The following is a 23,001-nucleotide window of genomic DNA, read 5'->3' on the forward strand; positions in this document are numbered from 1 at the left end:
CGTAGACATGAGCGAGCACACTCCCGACCACCCGAACACCCCTGACCGCGAGGACACGCACGTCTTCGGGGGCACGCAGCACCAGTACTACTCCCCGAATCCCGGGTTTGCCCCGACCCCGGAGGGGGCAACCTCACGGTCGAGCAACAGGGGCGGCACTCGGATCGTGATCGCCTCGCTTGTCGTAGGAGGGCTCGCCGGGCTGGCTGGCGCTGCGGGGTTCTCCGCCGTGGACGGCATCGTCGGGGATGGCGTGAACAACGCGTCATCCTCGACGGAGTCGCGGGTGAGCACGCCGATCTCCGCCACCCAGGACACCCCGGCCCCCGACGGCTCGGTCGAGCAGGTCGCCGCTTCGGTGCTGCCCTCGGTCGTCAAGATCAACGTCCGCGGCGCCGACGGCTCCGCCGGTTCGGGATCGGGGATCATCCTCAGCTCCGACGGGGAGATCCTCACCAACAACCACGTGGCTTCCGTGGCCGGCAACGGCGGCAGCATGGCCGTGAACTTCAGCGACGGCACCAGCGCGCCGGCGACCCTCGTCGGCACCGACCCGCTGACCGACCTCGCGGTCATCAAGGCGACCGGCGTCTCCGGGCTGACCCCGGCCAAGATCGGCCACTCGAACCAGCTCGACGTCGGTGAGAACGTGGTCGCGATCGGCGCGCCGTTCGGTCTCGAGTCCACGGTCACCAGCGGCATCGTCAGCGCGCTGAACCGGCCGGTCTCCGTCGGCGAGAGCCAGGGCACCGCGACGACGTACCCCGCCATCCAGACCGACGCGGCGATCAACCCCGGCAACTCCGGCGGCCCGCTGGTCAACATGCGCGGCGAGGTCGTGGGCATCAACTCCTCGATCCGCACCGCGACCAGCAGCATGCAGGGCCAGGGCGGCTCGATCGGCCTCGGCTTCGCGATCCCGATCGACGAGGTGCTGCCGATCGTGGACCAGCTGCGCAACAACGAGACCCCGACCCACGCCCAGCTCGGCGTCAGCGTCGGCGACTCGGTCAGCAACGACGGCCTGGTCAGCGGCGCCAAGGTGGCCCGGGTCGTCCCCGGCTCGCCCGCGGCCGACGCCGGCCTGCGCACCGGTGACGTGATCACCCGGGTCGACGACCAGATCGTCAGCGACTCGCAGTCCCTGGTCGCGACCATCCGCGGGCACCGGCCCGGCGACCAGGTGAAGCTCGTCGTGGCCTCCGCGGGAGGCGGCACCAAGACGCTGACCGCTACGCTCGGGAGCGACGGAGGCACCCCCTCCTCCTGACGACTCCCCTTCGCCGGGTCGGCGCGCACACAGGTCTCCCAGGCTGTGGACGCGCCGGCCCGGTCTTGTATGCAGCCGGCGTCCGGCCGGCCCGGCGTGCCGCGCGGGGGTCAGCCCAGGGTGGCGCGGAGGTACTGCTTCGGCCAGTCGACGCCCTCGCCGACCCGGACGCCGAGCTCGTGCGCGGCCCGCAGCGCCCAGTGCGGGTCCCGCAGCAGGGCGCGTGCCAGCAGCACGACGTCGGCGGCGCCGTCGGCGAGGACCTCCTCGGCCTGCTTCGGCTCGGTGATCAGCCCGACCGCGCCGGTCGGGATCCCGGCCTCCTCGCGGATCTGCCGGGCGAACGCCACCTGGTAGCCCGGACCCACCGGGATCTCCGCCGGGGCGTTGCCGCCGGAGGAGACGTCGACCAGGTCCACGCCGGCCTCGCGCAGCAGCCGGGCCAGCGCCACGGACTCCTCCGGGGTCCAGCCGCCCTCGACCCAGTCGGTGGCCGAGAGCCGGACCAGCAGCGGCGTCATGGCGGGTACGGCGGCGCGCACGGCCTCGACCACGCGCAGCAGCAGCCGGGACCGGCCGGCCAGCGGGCCGCCGTACTCGTCCTGGCGCCGGTTCGACAGCGGCGAGAGGAACTGGTGCAGCAGGTACCCGTGCGCGGCGTGGATCTCGAGGACGTCGAAGCCGGCCTCGATCGAGCGGCGGGCAGCCGCGACGAAGTCGTCGACCACCTGGTCGATCTCGGCGATGCTGAGCGCGCGGGGCACCGCGAGGCCGGGATACTCCACCGCGGACGGCGCGACGGTCTCCCAGCCGCCCTCCTCGACCGGGACCACGCCGCGACCCTCGAACGGCGGCCGGGTGGAGGCCTTGCGCCCGGCGTGCGCCAGCTGGATGCCGGCCACCGCGCCCTGGCCGTGGACGAACTCCACGATGGGCACCCAGGCGTCGCGCTGCGCGTCGTTCCAGATGCCGGTGTCGACCGGGGAGATCCGGCCCTCCGGGGAGACGGCGGTGGCCTCGGTGAGGACCAGGCCGGCGCCGCCGCGCGCGAACGAGCCGAGGTGCACGAGGTGCCAGTCGTTCGGGACGCCGTCGACGGCGGAGTACTGGCACATGGGGGCGACCCACACACGGTTGCGCACCGTGGTGTCGCGCAAGTGGACGGGCGAGAAGAGGTGCGTCATGTCCGTCCCAACATCCTGGTCGGCTTCGGGCATTCCGGGGTGGACCGTGCGTCCGGGGCCGGGCGCACTCGGTCCGGGTCTGGCCCGGCGGCGGTCAGTGGTCCTGCGGGTCGGTCAGCGGTCCTGGGGGTCGTCGGCGTGCTCGCCGGCCGGGGCGTCCCCGGTGCCGCCGGTGCCGCTGGTGCCCTCGGCCTGCTCGCGCGCCGCCTCGTCGCGGATCCGCTCCGCCTCGTCGCGGTGCCGCTCCGCCTCGTCCCGGGCGTCGCCGCCGCGCTCCCGCTCCGCCTCGCGCAGGTCCGCGGGCATGTGGCTGTCCCCGACCGCGTCGAGGTTCGGCGGGGCGACGTCCGCGGTGGCGTCGTCGTCGCCGCCGGGCGTGGCGGTCATGATCTCGTCGGGTTCCTGGCCGGGTGCAGTCATGTCCGGGTCCTACCCGGACCGGCGGCCTTCACACCGCCCGGGCGCCTCCTCCCGGGGCGTGGTCACAGGACGGCGAGGAGCCGGGCGGCCTTCCACCGGGTCTCGGCGTACTCCTCGACGAGGTCGGAGCGGACCGTGATCCCGCCGCCGGTGCCCAGCTCGTAGCCCCAGCCGCCGTCGCCGGCCCGCTCGGCGACCAGGCTGCGGATCACGACGCCGAGGTCGGCGCGGCCGTCGGCGCACACCCAGCCGAACGCGCCGGCGTAGACCCCGCGCGGGGTCGCCTCCACCCGGTCGATGATCTGCATCGTGCGCAGCTTCGGCGCGCCGGTCATCGACCCGGCCGGGAACAGCGCCCGCAGCGCCGCGACCGTGCCGACCTCGGTGCGCAGCCGTCCGCGGACCGTGGAGACCAGCTGGTGCACCGACGGGTAGGACTCCACCTGCATGAGCTCGGGCACCGTCACCGTGCCGGGGTCGCACACCAGGGAGAGGTCGTTGCGGAGCAGGTCGACGATCATCAGGTTCTCGGCGCGGAACTTCGGGTCCCGCCGCAGGTGCTCGGCCAGCCGCTGATCCTCGGCCCCGGTCTCCCCGCGCGCGGTGGTGCCCTTGATCGGCCGCGCCTCGATCCACCGGTGCCGGTCGAGCGTGGCGTAGCGCTCCGGGCTCGAGCTGAGCAGCGCGGTGCCGTGGTGCTGCAGGTAGCCGGCGTACGGGGCCGGGTTGGCGCGCCGGAGCCGGAGGTACGTCGTCACCGGGTCCGGCCGGGCACCGAGCCGCTCGCGGTAGGTGAGATTGACCTCGTAGCTGTTCCCGTGCCGCAGCTCGGCCTGCACCTGCTCGAACGCGGCCACGTAGTCGGGCGGCACCGGGTCGGGCGCGCCGGTTCCGTCGCTTCCGAGGTCGGGCGGCGCCGGAGCGTCCTCGGGGGGCCGGTGGGCGTGGTCGGCGTGGCCGGCGTGGTCGGCGGGTGCTGGACGACCAGCGGGTCGCGCAGCCGCATCCAGACGGCGTCGGGCACCGACCGCGCCGGGCGGGCGGGCAGGTCGGTGCGGCAGGCGTAGCCGAGGTAGCCGACCCAGTGCACCGACGGGTCCCCGGCGTCGCGGGCGACCTCCCGCTCGAGGGTGGCGAAGACGTCCTCGCCGACCGGCTCGCTGCGGCCGTGCCGGTGCCGGGTCACCACGCGGGCGGCGGCGTCGTACGTCAGGGAGAGGTCGTCCTCGGCGAGGAAGCCCATGATCGACCGGCTGCCCGACCAGGGCCGGGACCCGCCGCCGTCCAGCCAGAACATCCGGTCGTGCCGGCGGGCCCGGTCCTCGAACAGCCGCGCCGGGTCGCGGCTCATGCCGGCTCCAGGAAGCGGGCGACCAGCCGGTCGCCGTACTCGCTGAGGATCGACTCGGGGTGGAACTGGACGCCCTCCAGCGGCAGCGAGGTGTGCCGCACCCCCATCACCGCCGGGGCGTCCCCGGGCGACGGGCCGGGGCAGGTGGCGGTGACCTCGAGGCAGTCGGGGACCGCGACGGCGAGCAGCGAGTGGTAGCGGACCGCGGCGAAGTCCTGGGGCAGCCCGGCGAACAGGCCACGGCCGTCGTGGCTGATCCGCGCGACCTCGCCGTGCGCCGGCACCGCCTCCTCGACGGCGCCGCCGAAGCAGTGCACCAGCGCCTGCATGCCCAGGCAGACCCCGAGCACCGGCACGCCGAGGTCGAAGACCGCCCGGCCGAGCGCGAAGTCGGTCGGCTCCGCGGGGTGCCCGGGACCGGGCGAGAGCACCACGTGGGTGAAGCCGGCGAGCTCCGCCGCCGCGGTCCGGTCGTGCTCCACGACGACCGGCAGCGTGCCGGTCACCGCGGCGACCAGGTGCACCAGGTTCCAGGTGTAGGAGTCGTAGTGGTCGACCACGACTACCCGTGGCACGACCGCCGGGCTCACGCCAGCAGCTCCCGGACCAGGTCGTGGATCAGGTCGTAGCCGCGCTCGCTGAGGATCGACTCGGCGTGGAACTGGATGCCGCGGAAGTGCGGCCCGGCGACCATGTGGATGTCCCCGGTGACCGGGTCGGCGGCGACCTCGACCCCGGCCGGGAGCGGCCCCCGGGCACGGCCCACGAACGTGTTGTAGAAGCCGACGACCTCCTCGCGGCCGTCCAGCTCGACCCGCGACTGGGTGCCCTGGAACACGATGTCCTTGTAGGCCAGCTCGATGCCGAGCCGGCCGCAGAGCACCTGGTGCCCGAGGCAGACCGCGAGGAACGGCTGCCGGGCGGCGAGCAGCCCGTCGATCGCGGCGGAGAACGCGGCGATCTTGGGGTGGCCGGTGTCGCGGGGGTCGCCGGGGCCCGGGCCGACGATGACCAGGTCGTGGCCGTCGAGGACCCCGGGCTCGAAGTCCTCGTGGCGGACCACGGTCGAGGTCATCCCCATCACCCACAGGACGTGGCGGAGCATGTTCACGAAGTCGTCCTCGCCGTCGAGGATGACCACCGACCTGCCCTTCAGCTCCGGGGCCGGCGGCGAGCCGCCCTGGTCGGTGAGCCAGAACTTCGAGAGCCGCTGGTTGCGCGAGGCCAGCGCGATCAGCACGTCCTCGTCGTGGGTGAGGTCCGCGACCCCCTCGGCGGGCTCGGTGCGAGCCGGCACCAGCCCGAAGGCGGAGAGGATGCCGCCGGCCTTGGCGTGCGTCTCGGCGACCTCCGAGGCGGCGTCGGAGTCACGGACCAGGGTGGCGCCGGCGGTGACCTTGAGCTCCCCGTCGACGGAGACGTCGGCGGTGCGGATCACGATCGGGGAGTCCGCGGTCGGCGCACCGGCGGCGTCGCGGCCGAGCAGCGCGAGCGCGGCGCCGTAGTAGCCGCGGCCCTCGGGTTCGTACTTCTTGATCAGCCGGCAGGCGTTCTCGACCGGGCTGCCGGTGACGGTCGCGGCGTACATCGTGTCGCGCAGCACGTCGCGGACGTCGCGGCCGGTGCGCCCGGCGAGGAGGTACTCGGTGTGCACCAGGTGCGTCATCGGCTTGAGGAAGGGGCCGAGCACCTGACCGCCCTCGTTGCAGACGTCGCACATCATCTTCAGCTCCTCGTCGACGACCATGAAGAGCTCGTAGATCTCCTTCTCGTCGGCCAGGAAGTCCAGCAGCCGCTGCTTCAGCTCGGCCGGCCCGACACCGTCCTGCTCGCGGGGCAGCCGGAAGGTGCCGCTGATCGGGTTCATCCGGACATCGCCGCCGTGCACGGACACGTGCCGCTCGGGGCTCGCGCCGATCAGGTAGCGCTCGCCGGTGAAGAAGCAATAGGTCCAGTAGGCGCCGCGCTCGCGCTCGAGCAGCCGCCGGAACACCGTCAGCGCCCTGGCCGCGTCCCAGTCGCGCAGCCGGGCCCGGTAGTGCCGGCCGACGACCAGGTTCGCGCCCTCCCCGTTGCCGATCTCCTGGCCGATGATCCGCTCGACCACGGCGCCGTACTCCTCGTCGGAGGTCTCGAAGCCGCCACGGTCCTCGAACTCGACCGGCTCGTCGGGCAGCGCCGCGAGCAGGTCGGCCAGCGCGACCTCGGTCTCGGAGTCGATCTCCACGACGGTCAGCGGGGTGCCGTCGTCGTGGACCTCGAAGCCCCGCTCGGCGGCCTGCCGGAACGGGACGGCGAGCAGCCGGTCGAACCGGCGCGCCGGCGGCGGGGCTCCCTCCTCGAGGGGGACCTCGGCGAGCCGCTGCACCGTCGTACGGCGGCCGCCCACCAGCGTCACGGTCGCCGAGTCACGCAGCCGGATCACCGCCCACGCCTCGTGCCCCTGGAGCGCCTCGAGCGCCCGGAGCGCAGCGGCAGCGGACGGCGCGGGGCCGGGGTCTGTCATGCCCGGAACTCTACCGACGCACCGCCCCCGGGCCGCCGTCGTCCCACCCCTCCTCCCCCCACCCCGCCGAGTCGGCGCATCTGCAGCCCACCCGCCCGTCGAATCGGCACAAACGCAGCCAACAGGACACTTCCAGCCCTGCAGATGCGCCGACTCGGCAAGGTCCAGCGCTGCAATTGCGCCGACTCGGCAGCGTCCGGCGCTGCAGATGCGCCGACTCGGCACGGTTCAGCGCTGCAGATGCGCCGACTCGGCACGGTTCAGCGCTGCAGATGCGCCGACTCGGCACGGTCCAGCGCTGCAGATGCGCCGACTCGGCAGGGGGGTCAGGCGGTGAGGGTGATCATCCGCTGGGTCGCGCGGGTCAGCACGACGTAGAGCGTCGCGCGGCCGGTGGCCGACTCGTGCTCGATCTCCTCCGGCTGCACCACGACGATCCCGTCGAACTCCAGGCCCTTGGTGTCCAGGCCGATCAGCACCGCGATCCGGGCGTCGGCGCCGCCGGCAGCGGCCTCCGCGTGCTCGGGCCAGGAGTCGAGCCAGCCCTGCACCTCGGCCCGGCGGGCGACCGGCACCACGATCCCGACGGTCCCGGCGACGGCGTCGGCCAGCTCGGCGACGGCCTCCCGGACCCCGGAGCGGAGGTCCGCGACCTGCCGCTCCTCGGGCGCGATGCCGGTGGAGCGGACCGCGTGCGGCAGGTCCGCCTCGAGGCCGACGCGGGAGGCGTAGGCCGCGGCGAAGTCGTAGATCTCGCTGCTGTTGCGGTAGTTGGTCGAGAGGTGGAAGTCGTGCCGGGCCTTGTCGCCCAGCGCCTCCTCACGGGCGGCGGCCGCCTCCGCGGGCACCGGCCACGAGGACTGGGCCGGGTCGCCGACGATCGTCCAGGTCGCGGTGCGTCCGCGCCGGCCGACCATCCGCCACTGCATCGGGGTGAGGTCCTGCGCCTCGTCGACCAGGACGTGCGCGTAGCCGTCGTCCTCGGTGCGCACCATCGCGGGACCGCGGCTGAACTCGCGGTCGGTGATCGTGGTCAGCTCGGGCATGTTCTCGTCGACGAGGTGGGCCAGCGGGTCGTTCTCGTCGTCGCGTCGCTCCGGGGCGTCGCCGAGCAGGTAGCGCAGCTCGTCGAGCAGGGCGACGTCGGCCACCGACCAGTCGTCGCTCCAGGTCCGGCTGAGCAGCGCCCGCTCCTCGTCGGACAGGATGCCCTCGCTGATCCGCCCCAGCAGCGCCGGGTCGGCGAGCCAGCCGAGCACCTGGGCGGCGTCGAGCACCGGCCACCAGGTGAGCGCGAACTCCACGAAGGCCTGCGTCCCGAGCATCTGGTCGACGAACTCCTCCTTGCCGCGCTCCCGGCCACGCTCGCCGGTCACCTGGCGCCACATCGCGTCGAGCAGCGTGGCGGCCACGCGGGGCAGCTGGCGGTTGCGCTTGCCCTGGGAGAGCAGCTGGCGCCGCAGCCGGGACAGGTCGCCCGAGGTCAGCACGATCCAGTCGTCGCGGTAGTACATGCGCAGTTCGGCCGGGGCGTCGGGGACGGCCTGGCGGGCCAGGCGGCGCATCAGCTCGGCCATCCGGGCGCCGCCCTTGACGTCGGCGACCTCGGGGTCGTCGTGCCGGGTGGCGCGGACCCCGTCGACCACCTCGCCGAGCGAGCGGAGCGCCACCGCGGTCTCACCCAGCGAGGGCAGCACCCGCTCGATGTAGCGCATGAAGACGCCGGAGGGTCCGACGACGAGCACGCCGCCGGTCTCGTAGCGTCGGCGGTCGGAGTAGAGGAGGTACGCCGCGCGGTGCAGCGCCACCACGGTCTTGCCGGTGCCCGGTCCTCCCGAGATCGACACGACGCCCTTGCTCGGCGCCCGGATCGCCTTGTCCTGCTCGGCCTGGATGGTGGCGACGATCGAGTGCATGGTGCGGTCCCGGGCGCGGGACAGCTGCGCCATCAGCGCGCCCTCGCCGACGATCGGCAGGTCGCCGGCGGCGTCGGCCTCAGGGTCGAGCAGGTCGTCCTCGACGGCGGTCACCCTCGAGGCGACGCAGCGCAGGACGCGACGGCGTACGACGCCCTGGGGGTCGGCCGCGGTCGCCTGGTAGAACACCGCCGCCGCGGGGGCGCGCCAGTCGACCAGCAGCGAGTCGCGGTTCTCGTCGCGCAGCCCGATCCGGCCGATGTAGCGGGGCCCCTCGCCGCGGCCGGTGACCTCGTCGAGGTCGAGGCGGCCGAAGACCAGCCCCTCGTGGGCGGCGTTCAGGGTGGCGATCCGCTTGGCCGCCTGGAAGACCATCGCGTCCCGCTCGACGAGCCCGCCCTCGTGCCCGAGACGGCCGCGGCCGTACCCCTCGTGGGCCAGCGCCTCGGCGTTCTTCGTCGACAGGGCGAGCTGGGTGTAGACCCGGTCCACGAACTCCTGCTCGTGGGCGATCTCCTGCTGCGCCACGGTGTCGTGGGCGACCTCGACGGACAAGCTGCTCACCGTTTCTCCAGTCGTCCGCGTGCGGGACGAACGAGCCGTCAACTCTACCGTGGTGACGGGGGCCGTTCGCACGGAATCGGTGCAGGTCGCTGATCGGCAGCAACGGGCACGCCGCTCCGTTAACCTGCGTGCGCCGACGCCTCGAGGGCGCCGGGTGGGACAAGGGGAGGCCGTCGTGACTGTTTTCGTGGGTCTGCTGCTCGTCATCCTGGCCGGCGCGGTCGGCTACCTGGTCGGCAGGAGCGCGGCGGTCGCCGGCTCGGTGGACGCCGCCACCGTCGAGGCCGTACGCCGGCAGAACCTGCTGCTCCGCGCACTGGTCGCCAAGGTCAAGGACCTCGCCTGGGACAACCGCGAGCTCGACCCTGCCCTGTCCACGATCATCATCGACGAGATCCGACAGTACGAGAAGAAGGAGCTGGAACCGTGAGCGGTTCGTTGCCGACGAGGCGCAAGGGCAGCGGCGCGGCCGCCAAGGTGCTGGTCGCCGTGGTGGTGGTCGTGGTGGTGCTGCTCGGGATGCTGATGTTCGTGCGGCCGTCGACGGCCTCCACCGGCCCGGACCAGGTCGCCCTGCACTACAAGGGCGGGGCGTTCTCCAGCAAGCGGTTCGGCGACTGCATCGCGCCCTCGAACCGGGTTTTCGACGGTCCCGGCGACTCGCACTTCGCCTATCCCTCGTCGCAGACCAACTACGTCTTCGACGCCGACCAGGGCAGCGACGGCGGCCAGATCACGTTCGTCACCCGGGACGGCATCGAGATGGCGGTGGAGGGGGTGACGAACTTCCTGCTCAACACCTCCTGCGAGCCGATCCAGATCGGCTCGACCCGCTACCCCGGCGGTGCCCTGCAGCGGTTCCACGAGCTGATCGGCAACCGTTACGTGGCCTACATGACCGACGACGGGCAGCGCTCGGACGGCTGGAGGCAGATGCTCAACGTGTACATCGCGCGGCCGCTGGACACCGCGATCGACCGGGCCGGCCAGAACTACACCTACACCGAGCTCTACACCGACCCGCTGAAGAAGGCGGCCTGGGAGAAGGACGTCCTGGAGCAGCTGCCGGAGCTGGTGAACCGGCAGACCGACGGCGACACCGAGTTCTTCAACAACTTCGCGATCACCCTGCAGAAGCCCGAGCCGCCGCAGGCGATCAAGGACGCCCTGGTCAAGCAGCAGGAGGCGGTCGCCAAGGCGAAGGCCGCCGAGGCGGAGGCGGCGGCGCGGGAGGCCGCGGCCAACGCGCAGATCGCGGTGGAGAAGGCGGAGGCGGCCAAGATCAACGAGCGGATCAAGGTGCTCGGCCGGGACGGCTACCTGCGCCAGTACGCCATCGACCACGGCCAGAACCCCTACCAGCCGTCCACCGGCAGCCTGATCACCGGCCAGCAGTAGCCCGACCCCGACCCGGCCCCGACCCCGGCCCCGACCCCGACCCCGCGACGGGATCCGGGGCCGGGGCCAGTGCCGACGTCGGGCGCCGGCGAGACCCGGTCAGTGCACCTGCCGGGAGACCATCAGCCCGAGCTGGACGTCGCCGAGCTGCTTGCCGCGGATCCCGTAGGTCAACGTGGGCGCGGTCCCCGGCTGGACGACGTACCCGGTCTGCAGCGAGGTCGGGTCGCCCACGCTCATCGTCTGGCCGGCCTCCTCCCGGCCGTCGACGAGCAGCGAGGTGACCGTCCGCCCCGACCCGGTGCCGGTCGAGGCCAGCGTCACCAGCCGCGGGTAGTCGACGGCGTCGAGGCGGACGGTGACCTCGCGCTCGCCGGGCCCGGAGACCCGGGTGAGCTCGGCGACGTACTCGTGGCCGGCGGACTCCGAGGCCACCGGCACCCGCCAGCCGGCCAGGTCCCGGACCCGTGCGGACTCGGCGTACACCCCCAGGCCGATCACGGCGTCGCTGCTGCCCACCGGCTTCTCGTTGCGCTGGTCCTCGAGCCGCGCGGTGACGGTCACCGTCGAGCCGGGCCGCAACCCGCGGATCGGGGTCTCGAACCTGCTGCCCTGCCCGACGGGGTCGTAGGACGGCTCGGAGTCGCAGCTGACCCCGCCGGCCCGCTTCCCGTCGACCCGGATGTACATCATCTGCCACCGCGTCGCGCCGCCGTAGCAGGCCGGGACGAACGACATCCCGTGCTCGGGCACCCGGATGTCGAAGGAGAGCTCCCGGACGCCGGGCTTCTCGATCGCGGCGCCCAGCAGCTGCTGGTCGAGCACCTGACGGCGGAAGGTGACCTGCCCGTTGCTCACCCCCGGCGGCGGCTGCTCGACCATCTCGTAGACCGCCATCGCCAGCCGCGCGTCCCCGGAGGCGCCGGAGCCGGTCAGCACCAGCCGGTGCTCGACGCCGGGGTCGAGGTAGCTGAACCGCTCGAAGCCGGGCGTCAGGCTGCGCTCGACCTGCGCGCCGGCGGGCCGGTCCCGCAGCGTGAGGTCGGGGTCGGGGTCGCTGCTGGCCCACATCACCAGGGTCGGCCGGTCGCTGCGGCCGACCTCGGCCTTCAGCGAGTCGGCTCCGGGCGCGGACTCCAGGCCGCGCACGTAGCGGTAGGTGAACCCGGCGGCGGTCTCGGTGCGCGGCACCCCGAGACCGGCCAGCCGGTCCGGGGCGTCGGCGGGGGCCGGCGGCCGGTGGTCCAGCACCGGCACGATCCCGGCCGCGCCGGCGGCCAGCGCGACGACCGCGGTCGCCACGACCGCGGTACGCCGGCGCCGCCGGACCGTCTCGACCCGGCCGTGCACGGAACCGACCCGGTCGAGCACGTCGCCGGACCCGATCTCCTCGGCGCGCCCCTCCAGGGTGCTGCGCAGCTCCTCGATCCTCATCGTGCCTCCCTCGCGTTCACGTCGTCGTGGTCCCGGACCGGGCCCGGTGGGGTGCTGCCGTGCTCGCTGAGCGAGGGGTCCACCCGCAGCTTGGCCAGCGCCTTGGACGCCTGGCTCTTCACGGTGCCGACCGAGCAGTCCAGCAGCCGGGCGGTCTCGGTCTCGGTGAGGTCCTCGAAGTAGCGCAGCACCACCACCGCCCGCTGCCGTCGCGGCAGCCGCCCCAGCGCCGTCCAGAGGTCCTGGTTGGTGTCGCTCGCGTCCTGGTGCCCGGTGTGGCCGGATTCGGGCAGCTCCTCGGTCGGGTGCTCGCCGCGCCACTTGCGCCGCCACCAGGAGGCGTAGGTGTTCACCAGGATCTTGCGCACGTAGGGCTCGGGGTCGCCGTCGATCCGACTCCAGCCGAACCAGGCCTTGGCCAGCGCGGTCTGCAGCAGGTCCTCGGCCAGCGCGTGCTCCCCGGTGAGCAGGTACGCCGTGCGCAGCAGCCGCCCGGACCGTGCCACGACGAAGCCGTCGAAGTCGGGCCGCTCGCCCATCGCTCTCCCCCGATCGGGCCCGGGAGCCCGATCGGCCTCCCGGGTCGTGACGTGATGTGCCACCGGGGCACCTCGTGTGCTCACAGCGCCTCCCTCGTCGGCCGGCGTTCACCGGCTCCGAGGAGAAGTACCGGGTGGGCGGCCCGGAAGGTTGCCCCAGGGGGTGCCCGAGACCGACGTGGCTACTTCTTCTTGCGGTTCAGGAAGGCCAGCATCGCGGACTTCGCCTCGTCGGAGCCGAACAGCCGCGCCGACAGGGCGGCCAGGTCGGCGCCCTCACCGTCGATCCGCTCGACCAGGTGCCGGCCGAGGAGCTGCTTGGTCTCGCGGAGCCCCTGCGGGTTGCCCTTGACCAGCGCGGCGCAGACCTCGCGGACCCGGGTCGCGAGATCGGCCTCCGGAACCGCCTCGGTGACCAGGCCGATCGCGGCGGCCGCCGTACCGTCGAAGACCTCGCCGGTGAGGAAGGTCGCGGCGGCGGCGCGGTCGGTCATCCGGGGCAGCACGGTGAGCGAGATCGCGGCCGGGGTCAGCCCGAGCCGGACCTCGGTGAAGGCGTACGTCGCGTCCTCGGCGCTGACCGCGACGTCGGAGGCCGCGACGATCCCGATCCCGCCGGCCCGGACGTTGCCGTGCACCTGCGTGACCACCGGCTTGGCCAGCGTCACGATCCGGCGCTGCAGGTCCACCAGCACCCCGGCGGCCTTCTCCATGCCCTCCCCGCTGGCCTCGGAGAGGTCGGCGCCGGAGCAGAAGGTGCGACCGTGGGCCCGGATCAGCACCACCTTGACCGCGTCGTCGGCCTCGGCGCGCTCGAAGCCCGCGAGCAGCTCGGTGACCAGCTGCTTCGACAGCGCGTTGCGGTTGTGCGGGCTGTCCAGCGTCAGGGTGGCCACCTGCTCGGCCACCTCGTAGTGCACCCGCTCGGTCATCGCGCGCTCCTCGGCTCGTCTCACCGGACGTCATGAAGGACGAGGCCTCTTGCCTCGCCGACGTACGACGTCCGGGGTGGGTCAGTAGGACTTCGGGAGGCCCAGGGTATGGGTGCCGACGAAGTTCAGGATCATCTCCCGGCTGACCGGCGCGATCCGGGTGGCGCGGGAGGCGACGAGCAGCCCCGCCATGCCGTACTCGCTGGTGATCCCGTTCCCGCCGTGCACCTGCACCGCCCGGTCCGCGGCCGCGCAGGCGGCCTCGCCGGCGGCGTACTTCGCCATGTTCGCGGCCTCCCCGGCCCCCATGTCGTCACCGGCGTCGTAGAGCGCCGCCGCCTTCTGGGTCATCAGCCGGGCCAGCTCGATCTCGATCTTGGACTGCGCGAGCGGGTGCGCGACGGCCTGGTGCGCCCCGATCGGTACGTCGAAGACCTCCCGGCCCTTCACGTAGTCGGTCGCCTTCGCCAGCGCGAACCGGCCGATCCCGGTAGCGAACGCGGCCGCCATGATCCGCTCCGGGTTCAGCCCGGCGAACAGCTGCACCAGGCCGGCATTCTCGTCACCGACCAGCGCGTCGGCGGGCAGCCGGACGTCGTCGATGAACACGGTGAACTGCTTCTCGGGGCTGACGATCTCCATGTCGATCGTCTGGAACTCGAAGCCGGGGCTGTCGGTCGGCACCACGAACAGGCACGGCTTCAGCTTGCCGGTGCGGGCGTCCTCGGCGCGGGCGACCACCAGCACCGCCTGCGCCTCGTCGACGCCGGAGATGTAGATCTTGCGGCCGTTGAGCACCCACTCGTCGCCGTCGCGGCGGGCGGTGGTGGTCAGCTTGTGGCTGTTCGAGCCGGCGTCCGGCTCGGTGATCGCGAACGCCATCGTGGTCGTGCCCTCGGCGATCCCCGGCAGCCAGCGCCGCTTCTGCTGCTCGGTGCCGAACCGGCCGATCACGGTCCCGCAGATGGCGGGCGAGACCACCATCATCAGCAGCGGGCAGCCCTGGGCGGCGAGCTCCTCGCAGACCGCGGCCAGGTCGCCGATGCCGCCCCCGCCGCCGCCGTACTCCTCGGGGATCGCCACCCCGAGGTAGCCGTGCCGGCCGATCTCGAGCCACAGGTCGGTGGTCTTGCCGCCGCTGCGGGCCTGCTTCACGAAGTAGTCGCGGCCGTAGCCGGCGGCGAGCTTGGCCACCTCCTTGCGCAGCGTCAGGCGCTCGTCGGACTCGGTGAACGTGCTCATGCCGGATCTCCTTCGTCGGTGGTGCCGCGGGCAGGGCTGGTCGGGTGCGCGGGGGTCGGGCCCGCGGGGGACGCCGGCGTGACCACGGCCAGCACCGCGCCCGCGCTCACCTGGTCGCCGGTCGTCACGGCGAGCGCGGAGACCGTCCCGGCGTGCGGGGCGGTCACGGTGTGCTGCATCTTCATCGCCTCCAGGACCAGCACCGGCTGGCCCGCGACCACCGCGGCGCCGACCGCGACGGTCACCGCGACCACCGAGCCGGGCATCGGCGCGAGCAGCGAACCGGTGGCGACCTGGTCGGCGGGGTCGGCGAACCGGGGGGTACGTCGCAGCGCGACATGTCCCAGGTCGGACTCGACGTCGACGTGCTCCGCACCCGGCCGGCCGGCCGGGTCGACGTGCACCTCGAAGGTGCGGCGCAGCCCGCCCCGCTCGACGACCACCCGGTCCGGTCCGGCCGCGAGCACGGTGAGGTCGAGGTCCGCGGCGCGGTATCCGGTGCGGCCGCCGCTCCAGCGGACCTCCACCTGCTCACCGGCCACCTCGAAGCAGGTGCTGTGCGGGGCGGAGGCGACGTTGCGCCAGCCGACCGGGATCCCCGCCTGGACGGTGCGGTGGGCGGCGGCGCGTTCGGCGAGCGCGACCGTCGCCGCGAACGCGGAGAGCCGGACCGCGTCCGGATCGGCCGGCCCCAGCAGCTCGCCGAGGTCGAGGCCGTCGAGGAAGGTGGTGGTCATCTCGGCGTCCCGCAGCACCGGGTGCCGCAGCAGTGCGACCAGCAGGTCCCGGTTGGTGCGCAGGCCGTGGATCCGGCTGCGGCGCAGCACGTCGGCCAGCCGGCGCAGCGCCTCCGCCCGGGTCGGCGCCCAGGCGACCAGCTTGGCGAGCATCGCGTCGTAGTGGGTGCCCACCTCGTCTCCCGCGGCGAACCCGGCGTCGAGCCGGACCCCGAAGTCGCCGGGCCGCTCCAGCTCGGCGGCGACGTCCGGCACGTCGAAGCGGGTCAGCCGGCCGCTCTGCGGGGCCCAGCCGGCCGCCGGGTCCTCGGCGTAGAGCCGGACCTCGACGGCGTGCCCGCGCGGCGTCCCGGGCCGCGGGGCCGGCCGACCGCCCTCGGCGGCCTCGATCTGCAGCGCGACCAGGTCGACGCCGTAGACGCACTCGGTGACCGGATGCTCCACCTGGAGCCGGGTGTTCATCTCCAGGAACCAGAACCGCGCGGTGCCCGGGTCGTAGAGGAACTCCACGGTGCCGGCCCCGACGTAGCTGACCGCCAGCGCGGCGGCTCGGGCCGCGGCGTACATCGCCTCCAGGGTCTCCTCGGCGATCCCGGGCGGCGGCGCCTCCTCGATCACCTTCTGGTGCCGGCGCTGCACCGAGCAGTCCCGGGCGCCGAGCACCACGACCTCGGTGCCGTGGTGGTCGCCCCAGACCTGCACCTCGACGTGCCGGCTGCGCTCGACGTAGGGCTCGCAGAAGACGGTCGGGTCGCCGAACGCCGAGGCGGCCTCGTGCGCGGCGCGCTCGACCTGCGCGGCGGCGTCGGCGAGCGCGCGGACCACCCGCATGCCCCGGCCGCCGCCGCCGGCGGACGCCTTCACCAGCACCGGCAGGTCCGCGGCGGTGAGCGCCTCGGGCGAGAGCTCCTCGAGCACCGGCACCCCGGCGGCCGAGACCAGCTTCTTGGCGCCGACCTTGGAGCCCATCTGCTCGATCGCCTCCGGCGGCGGCCCCACCCAGGTCAGCCCGGCCGCGATCACCTGCCGGGCGAAGTCGGCGTTCTCGGAGAGGAAGCCGTAGCCGGGGTGGACTGCGTCCGCGCCGGTGCGCAGCGCGGCCGCGACGACCAGGTCGCCGCGCAGGTAGGTCTGCGCGGGGGTGCTGCCGGGGAGCCGGACCGCGAGGTCCGCCTCGGCGACGAAGGGCAGCCCCGCGTCGGGGTCGGAGTGCACGGCGACCGTGCCGATGCCGAGGTCGCGGCACGTCTGGAACACCCGGCGGGCGATCTCGCCGCGGTTCGCGACCAGCAGCCGCTCGATGGTGGGCACTCGCATCACATCCTGAAGACGCCGAAGCGGTCGGTGCCCCGGATCGGGGCGTTCTCGATCACGGACAGGCAGAGGCCCAGCACGGTGCGGGTGTCGCGGGGGTCGATGACGCCGTCGTCGTAGACCATCCCGGAGAGCACGAACGGCAGGCTCTGCTCCTCGACCTGCTGCTCGACATAGGCCCGCATCTGCGCGTCGGCCTCCTCGTCGTACGGCTGCCCCTTGGCCTCCGCGGCCTGCCGGGACACGATCGAGAGCACGCCGGCGAGCTGGGCCGGCCCCATCACCGCGGACTTCGCGCTCGGCCAGGTGAACAGGAACCGCGGGTCGTAGGCGCGCCCGCACATGCCGTAGTTCCCGGCGCCGTAGGAGGCGCCCATCATGATCGAGAGGTGCGGCACCGTGGAGTTGCTGACCGCGTTGATCATCAGCGCGCCGTGCTTGATGATGCCGCCCTGCTCGTACTCCTTGCCGACCATGTAGCCGGTGGTGTTGTGCAGGAACAGCAGCGGTACGTCGACCTGGTTGGCCAGCTGGATGAACTGCGCCGCCTTCTGAGACTCCTCGCTGAACAGCACCCCCTGCGCGTTGGCGAGGATGCCGATCTGCCGCCCGTGCAGCCGCGCCCAGCCGGTGACCAGACTGGGGCCGTAGAGCGGCTTGAACTCGTCGAAGACCACCTCGTTGCCCGGCCCCGGCCCGTCGCAGATCCGGACGATCACCTGGCGCGGGTCGAACGGCTCCTTGAGGTCGACGGGGATCAGGTCGAGCAGCCCCTCGGGGTCCTGCTCCGGCTCGGCGAAGCCCGGCCGGCCGGGCGGGCCCGGGACGCCGACTGCCTTGCGGTGGTTCAGCCGCGCCACGATCCGGCGGCCGATCCGGATCGCGTCGCGCTCGTCGAGGGCGAGGTAGTCGGCCAGCCCGGAGGTGCGCGCGTGCATCTCCGCGCCGCCGAGCGACTCGTCGTCGGACTCCTCGCCGGTGGCCATCTTCACCAGCGGCGGGCCGCCGAGGAACACCTTGGCCTGCTCCTTGACCATCACCACGTAGTCGCTCATCCCGGGCACGTAGGCGCCGCCGGCGGTGGAGTTGCCGAACACCAGCGCGATGGTTGGGGTGCGGGCCGCGCTGGCCCGGGTGAGGTCGCGGAACAGCGCGCCGCCGGGGATGAAGATCTCCCGCTGGGTCTGCAGGTCCGCGCCGCCGGACTCGACCAGGTTGATGCTCGGCAGCCGGTTCTCGCGGGCGATCTGCGCGGCCCGGAACACCTTCTTCACCGTCCACGGGTTGCTGGCGCCGCCGCGGACGGTCGGGTCGTTGGCGATCACCATGCACTCGACGCCCTCGACCACCCCGATCCCGGTGACCACCGAGGCGCCGACCGGGAAGTCGGTCCCCCAGCCGGCCAGCGGGGAGAGCTCGAGGAAGGCCGACCCCTCGTCGAGGAGCAGCTCGATCCGTTCCCGGGCGGTCAGCTTGCCCCGCGCGCGGTGCCGGGCGACGTACTTCTCCCCGCCGCCCTCGACCGCCTTGGCGTGCTCGGCGTCGAGCGCCGCGAGCTTCTCCAGCATCGCCGCCCGGCGCGTGCCCGCCTCGGGGCCGGCGTCGACGCTCATGCGGTGTAGCCCAGCAGCTTGGCGTTCAGGTCGTTGAGCACCTCGGTGGCTCCTCCTCCGATTCCGAGGATCCGGGCGTCGCGGTAGTGCCGCTCCACCTCGGTCCCGTGCATGTAGCCGGCGCCGCCGAAGATCTGCACCGCCTGGCTGCAGACCCACTCCGCGGTCTCCACGGCGGTCGCCTTCGCGTGCAGCGCCTCGACCAGTGGGCTCTCCCCCGCGACGTGCCGCCGGGCGACGTCGCGGGTGTAGGTCCGGGCCACGTCGACCCGCCGGTGCATGTCGACGAGCTTGTGCCGGACCACCTGGCGGGCCGCGAGCGGCTTCCCGAACGTCTGCCGGTCCTGGGCGTACGCCGCGGCCAGGTCCAGCGAGCGCGCCGCGATCCCGTAGCCGTGCGCGGCCAGGGCGAGCCGCTCGACCACGAAGGCGTCCGCGATCTGCGCGAAGCCGGTGCCCTCCGCCCCGACCAGGTTCGCGGCCGGCACCCGGACGTCGGTGAAGGACAGCTCCGCGGTGTCCGAGCAGTGCCAGCCCATCTTGGTCAGCGACCGGGTGACCTCGAAGCCGGGCGTGCCCTTCTCCACGACCAGCAGGCTGATGCCGGCGTGGCCGGGGCCGCCGGTGCGGACCGCGGTGGTGACGAAGTCGGCGCGCGCCCCGGAGGTGATGAACGTCTTGGCGCCGTTGACCACGTAGTGGTCGCCGCCGGGGTCGGTGCGGCGTACGGCGGTGGTGCGGAGGTTCGCGACGTCGGAGCCGCCGCCCGGCTCGGTGATCGCCAGCGCGCCGATCGTCGAGCCGGCCAGCGTGGGCCGGACGAACCGGTCCACGAGGTCCGGGTCGCCGGCAGCGACCAGGTGCGGCAGCGCGATCCCGCTGGTGAACAGCGCCGCGAGCAGCCCGCTCGAGGCGCCGGCGTCGGTGAACGCCTCGCTGACGGCGAGCGCGTCCAGGAACGTGCCGCCGCTGCCGCCGTACTCCTCGGGAACCCCCAGCCCGAGCAGACCGAGCTTCGCCGCCTTGACGTGCAGGTCGCGCGGGACCTCGCCGGCGTCCTCCCACTCCTGCAGGTGCGGGACGACCTCCGCGCGCACGAACGCCCGGGCGCTCTCGCGCAGCGCCTCCTGCTCCACGGTCCAGAATCCGCTCACAGCAGGGCCTCCGGGATGTCGACGTGGCGGGACCGGATCCACTCGCCCAGCGCCTTGGCCTGCGGGTCGAAGCGCGACGACGCGGCGACGCCCTCCCCGAGGAGCCCGTGCAGCAGCACGTTGACCCCGCCGAGGTTGGGCAGGTCGAAGACCTCGACGTGCAGGTCTTCCGCCTCCGGCAGCAGCCGCTTCACCAGCGCCGGCGTCACCAGGTCGAGCAGCCAGGCCACTCGGTCCGGGCGCGCCGCGGCGTCCCTCGCCCACAGCCCGATGTTGGCGTCGCCGCCCTTGTCGCCGGAGCGCGCGTGCACGATCGTGCCCAGCGGCGCCCTGCGCGTCGGCCCCGCCGCCAGCTGCGAGGCGGACGGAGCACGACGGAGGGGGCGGGGCTGGGGCCCGGCCGCCGGACTGCGCACCGCAGCGCCGGCGGGGACACCCCCCGCCGGCTGCGAGGCGGACGGAGCACGGCGGAGGGGGCGGGGCTGGGGCCCGGGCATGGCGGGCGAGCGAGGAACGAGCGAGCGGGTGTCCCCGCCCCCTCCGTCGGGCGCAGTCCGCCGGACCGGCACCGGGTTCCCCTCCACCAGCACGCGCTCGGTGACGGCGTCGCGGGGGACGTAGCCGGCGCGGTAGACGCCGTACGGCGTGGCCGGGGCCGGCGGGGCGGTGAGGGTGAAGCCGGGGTAGGACGCCAGCGCCAGCTCGACGAGCGGGGCGGTGAACCCCTTGCCGGCGACCTGCGGGTCGGGATCGCGGACGTTGATCCGCAGGCGGGCGGAGGCGGTCTCCTCGGTCGCGGCGTCCTCGCGGTCGGTCCGGGCCAGCGACCACTCGACGGCGGCGGGCGGCCGGGCGGCGAGGGCGGCCTCGACCTGGGCGCGGGCCCAGTCGGCCTTGGCGTCGATGTCGAGCCCGACCAGGACGAGCTCGGCCATGTTGCGGAAGCCGCCGAGGAAGTTCAGGCAGACCTTGAGCTGCTCGGGCGGCGCGGAGCCGCGGACCCCGGAGACGCCGACCCGGTCGGTTCCGTCGATGGAGAGCTCGATGGTGTCCAGGTGGGTGGTCACGTCGGGGCCGAGGTAGGCGGGGCCCTGGATCTCGTACATCAGCTGGGCGGTCACCGTGTCGACGGTGACCGCGCCGCCGGTGCCGTCGTGCTTGGTGATGACGCAGGAGCCGTCGGCGGCGACCTCGGCGACCGGGAAGCCGAGCGGCGCGGTGTCGGGGTGGAGGTCGCGGAAGCCGGAGAAGTTCCCGCCGGTGGCCTGGGTGCCGCACTCGATGATGTGGCCGGCGACCGTGGCACCGGCCAGCTCGTCGTACGACGTCCGCGTCCAGCCGTGCCGGGCGATGGCCGGACCGACCACGAGGGAGGCGTCGGTGACCCGGCCGGTGACGACGACGTCGGCGCCGGCGCCGAGGGCGGCGGCGATGCCGAACGCGCCGAGGTAGGCGTTGGCGGTGAGCGGCTTGCCCAGCCGGGGGTCGGTCAGCCCGAGCTCGTCGGCGCGGTCGAGCAGCTGGTCGCCGTCGAGGTGCGCGATCGTGACGTCGAGGCCCAGGCCGGTGGCGACCTCGCGGAGCCTGTCGGCGAGACCGGCCGGGTTCAGGCCGCCGGCGTTCGCGACGATCCGGACCCCCCTCTCCACGGCGAGCCCGAGGCACTCCTCGGCCTGCCGGACGAAGGTCCGGGCGTAGCCGAGCGCGGGGTCCTTCAGCTGGTCCTTGCCGAGGATCAGCAGCGTGAGCTCGGCCAGGTAGTCGCCGGTGAGCACGTCGAGCGAGCCGCCCTCGAGCATCTCGCGCATCGCGGACAGCCGGTCGCCGTAGAAGCCGCTGCAGTTGCCGACTCGCAGCGGCGAGCTCGCGGGGCCGGGGCCGGGGCCGGTCATGGCGCCGCCCGGGGGGTGCGGCCCTCGCCGGCCGGACCGGCGAACGCCTGCGCGACGTCGAGCCAGCGGTCGGCGTCGGGGCCGGTCGCCGTCAGGTCGAGGTCGTCGCGGTGCGCGCGGCGGGTGACCAGCAGCGCGAAGTCGTACGCCGACCCGCGCACCGACTGCGCGGCGTCGGCCGGCCCGGCCTCGAACAGGTCGCCGCCCGGGAGCACCAGCGACACGTGCACCGGGACGGTCGGCACCTCGACGCCCCGGTTGGCGAAGGCGTAGCCGCGGGTGCGCACGCCGAGGTGCACCACGTGCCGGACCCGGTCCTCGCGCGGCAGCTCGACCCCGAGCCCTGCAGCGACGTCCCGGCCGTGCGCCCAGGTCTCCATGAACCGGGCGGTGGCCATCGAGGTGGCGCTCATCGGCGGGCCGTACCAAGGGATCTTCTGCCCCTCCGGGAGCACGCGGAGCACCTCGGCCAGCCGGGACCGGGCGGCCCGCCAACGCGCCAGCAGCTCGGCCGCAGGGACCTGTGCACCCGACTGCGCCTCCGCGTCGACGAAGCCGTCCGGGTTGTCGACGGCCTCCAGCACGGTGGCGTCCCAGGCGGCCTTGTCGGTGGCCGCCGTCGCCGCGGTCTCGTCGGTCCAGGCCAGGTGCGCGACCTGGTGGGCGACCGTCCAGCCGGCGGCCGGCGTCGGGGCCCGCCAGCCGGTGTCGTCGTCGGGCAGTGGCGCGACCAGCCGGTCGAGCTGTGCGCCCTCGGCCTCCAGGTCGGTCAGGACCACCTCGAGCGCACTCATCGGGCCGCCTCCTCCCCGGCCGGGCCGGCCGGTGCGTCGCGTCGGGCGCGCTCCGGTGCGGCCGGGCCGAGCCGGTCGTCGAGGACCCGGGCCCACTCGTCGAGGATCCGGGCGCGTCGGGCAGCGTCGTCGGTGATCGTGTTCGCCAGCCCGAGCCCGCGGACCAGGTCGAGCGTGGACTGCACGAGCTCGCGGACGCCCGGCCGGGCCTCGTCGGCGCCGAGCAGCTCCACGGTCCAGCGGTGCGTCTCCCGGCCGATCCGCTGCTCGAGCGGGGCCAGCGCCTCGTGCAGTGCCGGGTCGGTGCGGGCCGCGACCCAGAGCTCGAGCGCGGCGGTGAACACCGGGCTGGTGAAGTGGTCGGCGAGCATCTGCAGCACCGCGCGGGTGCGCCGCGGGCCGTCCGGCAGCGCCGCCGCGGCCTGCCGGAGCTCCTCGCCGCGCACCTCGGCCAGGTGGCCCACGGCGGCCAGCACGAGGTCGTTCTTGCTCGGGAAGTGGTGCAGCTGCGCCCCGCGGGACACTCCGGCCCGCTGGCTGACCAGCGTCGTCGACGTACCGCTCCAGCCGCTGTCCACCAGGCACTCCACGGTCGCCTCGAGCAGCCGCTGCCGCATCGCCCGGGTCCGCTCCTCCTGCGGCACCCGGGTGCCGGTCGTCACGCTCACCCGCTCATCGTCGGGCCCCCAGAACAAACAGTCAAGCCTGACTGTTCTTGCCCTCAGCAGGACCGGCCGCGAG

Annotated in this window: 20 protein-coding genes; 3 read left to right on the forward strand and 17 right to left on the reverse strand. The window is 73.9% G+C overall.

Annotated elements, in window-relative coordinates:
• Positions 1 to 7: 7 nt before the first annotated feature.
• A complete protein-coding gene (locus tag H9L09_RS08130; protein WP_187580133.1) occupies positions 8 to 1,270 on the forward strand; it encodes a S1C family serine protease in 1,263 nt (420 codons plus the stop codon).
• A 110-nt stretch (positions 1,271 to 1,380) separates the two neighbouring features.
• Here the strand turns inward: H9L09_RS08130 and H9L09_RS08135 are convergent, their stop codons facing one another.
• From H9L09_RS08135 to H9L09_RS08160, 7 genes are all read right to left on the reverse strand, one after another.
• Positions 1,381 to 2,454, reverse strand: coding sequence for an NADH:flavin oxidoreductase/NADH oxidase (locus H9L09_RS08135; protein WP_187580134.1), 1,074 nt, complete (start codon positions 2,452 to 2,454; stop codon positions 1,381 to 1,383).
• 114 nt (positions 2,455 to 2,568) lie between these two features.
• Positions 2,569 to 2,874, reverse strand: a complete 306-nt coding sequence (locus H9L09_RS08140) for a hypothetical protein (protein ID WP_187580135.1) — start codon at positions 2,872 to 2,874, stop codon at positions 2,569 to 2,571.
• Positions 2,875 to 2,936: 62 nt separating this feature from the next.
• A complete protein-coding gene (locus tag H9L09_RS08145) occupies positions 2,937 to 3,746 on the reverse strand; it encodes an anthranilate synthase component I family protein (RefSeq protein ID WP_246456357.1) in 810 nt (269 codons plus the stop codon).
• A complete protein-coding gene (locus tag H9L09_RS21980) occupies positions 3,629 to 4,225 on the reverse strand; it encodes a hypothetical protein (protein WP_246456358.1) in 597 nt (198 codons plus the stop codon). The genes H9L09_RS08145 and H9L09_RS21980 overlap by 118 nt, the downstream gene beginning before the upstream one ends.
• Positions 4,222 to 4,800, reverse strand: coding sequence for an anthranilate synthase component II (locus tag H9L09_RS08150; RefSeq protein ID WP_246456359.1), 579 nt, complete (start codon positions 4,798 to 4,800; stop codon positions 4,222 to 4,224). Before H9L09_RS08150 ends, H9L09_RS21980 begins: the two co-directional genes overlap by 4 nt.
• 11 nt (positions 4,801 to 4,811) lie before the next feature.
• Entirely contained in the window at positions 4,812 to 6,731 is a 1,920-nt protein-coding gene (locus H9L09_RS08155; protein ID WP_187580137.1) for an anthranilate synthase family protein, read from the reverse strand.
• A 326-nt stretch (positions 6,732 to 7,057) separates the two neighbouring features.
• The gene (locus H9L09_RS08160) at positions 7,058 to 9,211 is read right to left on the reverse strand and encodes a HelD family protein (RefSeq protein ID WP_246456361.1); all 2,154 of its coding nucleotides are present in this window, start codon (positions 9,209 to 9,211) and stop codon (positions 7,058 to 7,060) included.
• Positions 9,212 to 9,386: 175 nt separating this feature from the next.
• Between H9L09_RS08160 and H9L09_RS08165 the strand changes: the two genes are divergently transcribed.
• Positions 9,387 to 9,641, forward strand: a complete 255-nt coding sequence (locus tag H9L09_RS08165; protein ID WP_187580139.1) for a hypothetical protein — start codon at positions 9,387 to 9,389, stop codon at positions 9,639 to 9,641.
• A complete protein-coding gene (locus H9L09_RS08170) occupies positions 9,638 to 10,609 on the forward strand; it encodes an SPFH domain-containing protein (protein ID WP_187580140.1) in 972 nt (323 codons plus the stop codon). Before H9L09_RS08165 ends, H9L09_RS08170 begins: the two co-directional genes overlap by 4 nt.
• Before the next feature lie 99 nt (positions 10,610 to 10,708).
• On the opposite strand, the gene H9L09_RS08175 is transcribed toward H9L09_RS08170, so the two are convergent.
• From H9L09_RS08175 to H9L09_RS08220, 10 genes are all read right to left on the reverse strand, one after another.
• Positions 10,709 to 12,043 carry a hypothetical protein gene (locus H9L09_RS08175; RefSeq protein ID WP_187580141.1) on the reverse strand — a complete coding sequence of 445 codons (1,335 nt, stop codon included), beginning with the start codon at positions 12,041 to 12,043 and terminating at the stop codon, positions 10,709 to 10,711.
• A complete protein-coding gene (locus H9L09_RS08180; protein ID WP_187580142.1) occupies positions 12,040 to 12,582 on the reverse strand; it encodes a SigE family RNA polymerase sigma factor in 543 nt (180 codons plus the stop codon). Before H9L09_RS08180 ends, H9L09_RS08175 begins: the two co-directional genes overlap by 4 nt.
• A gap of 182 nt (positions 12,583 to 12,764) precedes the next feature.
• Complete coding sequence (locus H9L09_RS08185) at positions 12,765 to 13,514, reverse strand: enoyl-CoA hydratase family protein (protein ID WP_187580143.1); 750 nt, start codon at positions 13,512 to 13,514, stop codon at positions 12,765 to 12,767.
• A gap of 81 nt (positions 13,515 to 13,595) precedes the next feature.
• The gene (locus H9L09_RS08190; RefSeq protein ID WP_187580144.1) at positions 13,596 to 14,756 is read right to left on the reverse strand and encodes an acyl-CoA dehydrogenase family protein; all 1,161 of its coding nucleotides are present in this window, start codon (positions 14,754 to 14,756) and stop codon (positions 13,596 to 13,598) included.
• Positions 14,753 to 16,810 carry an acetyl/propionyl/methylcrotonyl-CoA carboxylase subunit alpha gene (locus tag H9L09_RS08195; RefSeq protein WP_187580145.1) on the reverse strand — a complete coding sequence of 686 codons (2,058 nt, stop codon included), beginning with the start codon at positions 16,808 to 16,810 and terminating at the stop codon, positions 14,753 to 14,755. The genes H9L09_RS08190 and H9L09_RS08195 overlap by 4 nt, the downstream gene beginning before the upstream one ends.
• Positions 16,810 to 18,420, reverse strand: coding sequence for an acyl-CoA carboxylase subunit beta (locus H9L09_RS08200; RefSeq protein ID WP_187580146.1), 1,611 nt, complete (start codon positions 18,418 to 18,420; stop codon positions 16,810 to 16,812). Before H9L09_RS08200 ends, H9L09_RS08195 begins: the two co-directional genes overlap by 1 nt.
• Complete coding sequence (locus H9L09_RS08205; RefSeq protein WP_187580147.1) at positions 18,417 to 19,574, reverse strand: acyl-CoA dehydrogenase family protein; 1,158 nt, start codon at positions 19,572 to 19,574, stop codon at positions 18,417 to 18,419. The genes H9L09_RS08200 and H9L09_RS08205 overlap by 4 nt, the downstream gene beginning before the upstream one ends.
• A complete protein-coding gene (locus H9L09_RS08210; RefSeq protein ID WP_187580148.1) occupies positions 19,571 to 21,466 on the reverse strand; it encodes an acyclic terpene utilization AtuA family protein in 1,896 nt (631 codons plus the stop codon). The genes H9L09_RS08205 and H9L09_RS08210 overlap by 4 nt, the downstream gene beginning before the upstream one ends.
• Positions 21,463 to 22,260 (reverse strand): TIGR03084 family metal-binding protein, encoded by a 798-nt coding sequence (locus H9L09_RS08215; RefSeq protein ID WP_187580149.1) that lies wholly within the window; start codon positions 22,258 to 22,260, stop codon positions 21,463 to 21,465. The genes H9L09_RS08210 and H9L09_RS08215 overlap by 4 nt, the downstream gene beginning before the upstream one ends.
• Entirely contained in the window at positions 22,257 to 22,928 is a 672-nt protein-coding gene (locus H9L09_RS08220; RefSeq protein ID WP_343065208.1) for a TetR/AcrR family transcriptional regulator, read from the reverse strand. Before H9L09_RS08220 ends, H9L09_RS08215 begins: the two co-directional genes overlap by 4 nt.
• Positions 22,929 to 23,001: the final 73 nt, after the last annotated feature.

The sequence above is a fragment of the Nocardioides mesophilus genome (genome assembly GCF_014395785.1).
Lineage (GTDB): Bacteria > Actinomycetota > Actinomycetes > Propionibacteriales > Nocardioidaceae > Nocardioides_B > Nocardioides_B mesophilus.

Excerpts from the sequence above, each read along its gene's own strand:
- H9L09_RS08130 (WP_187580133.1), top strand. The coding sequence starts at position 8 with ATGAGCGAGCACACTCCCGACCACCCGAACACCCCTGACCGCGAGGAC.
- H9L09_RS08135 (WP_187580134.1), bottom strand. The coding sequence starts at position 2,454 with ATGACGCACCTCTTCTCGCCCGTCCACTTGCGCGACACCACGGTGCGC.
- H9L09_RS08140 (WP_187580135.1), bottom strand. The coding sequence starts at position 2,874 with ATGACTGCACCCGGCCAGGAACCCGACGAGATCATGACCGCCACGCCC.
- H9L09_RS21980 (WP_246456358.1), bottom strand. The coding sequence starts at position 4,225 with ATGAGCCGCGACCCGGCGCGGCTGTTCGAGGACCGGGCCCGCCGGCAC.
- H9L09_RS08155 (WP_187580137.1), bottom strand. The coding sequence starts at position 6,731 with ATGACAGACCCCGGCCCCGCGCCGTCCGCTGCCGCTGCGCTCCGGGCG.
- H9L09_RS08175 (WP_187580141.1), bottom strand. The coding sequence starts at position 12,043 with ATGAGGATCGAGGAGCTGCGCAGCACCCTGGAGGGGCGCGCCGAGGAG.
- H9L09_RS08180 (WP_187580142.1), bottom strand. The coding sequence starts at position 12,582 with ATGGGCGAGCGGCCCGACTTCGACGGCTTCGTCGTGGCACGGTCCGGG.
- H9L09_RS08185 (WP_187580143.1), bottom strand. The coding sequence starts at position 13,514 with ATGACCGAGCGGGTGCACTACGAGGTGGCCGAGCAGGTGGCCACCCTG.
- H9L09_RS08190 (WP_187580144.1), bottom strand. The coding sequence starts at position 14,756 with ATGAGCACGTTCACCGAGTCCGACGAGCGCCTGACGCTGCGCAAGGAG.
- H9L09_RS08195 (WP_187580145.1), bottom strand. The coding sequence starts at position 16,810 with ATGCGAGTGCCCACCATCGAGCGGCTGCTGGTCGCGAACCGCGGCGAG.
- H9L09_RS08200 (WP_187580146.1), bottom strand. The coding sequence starts at position 18,420 with ATGAGCGTCGACGCCGGCCCCGAGGCGGGCACGCGCCGGGCGGCGATG.
- H9L09_RS08210 (WP_187580148.1), bottom strand. The coding sequence starts at position 21,466 with ATGACCGGCCCCGGCCCCGGCCCCGCGAGCTCGCCGCTGCGAGTCGGC.
- H9L09_RS08215 (WP_187580149.1), bottom strand. The coding sequence starts at position 22,260 with ATGAGTGCGCTCGAGGTGGTCCTGACCGACCTGGAGGCCGAGGGCGCA.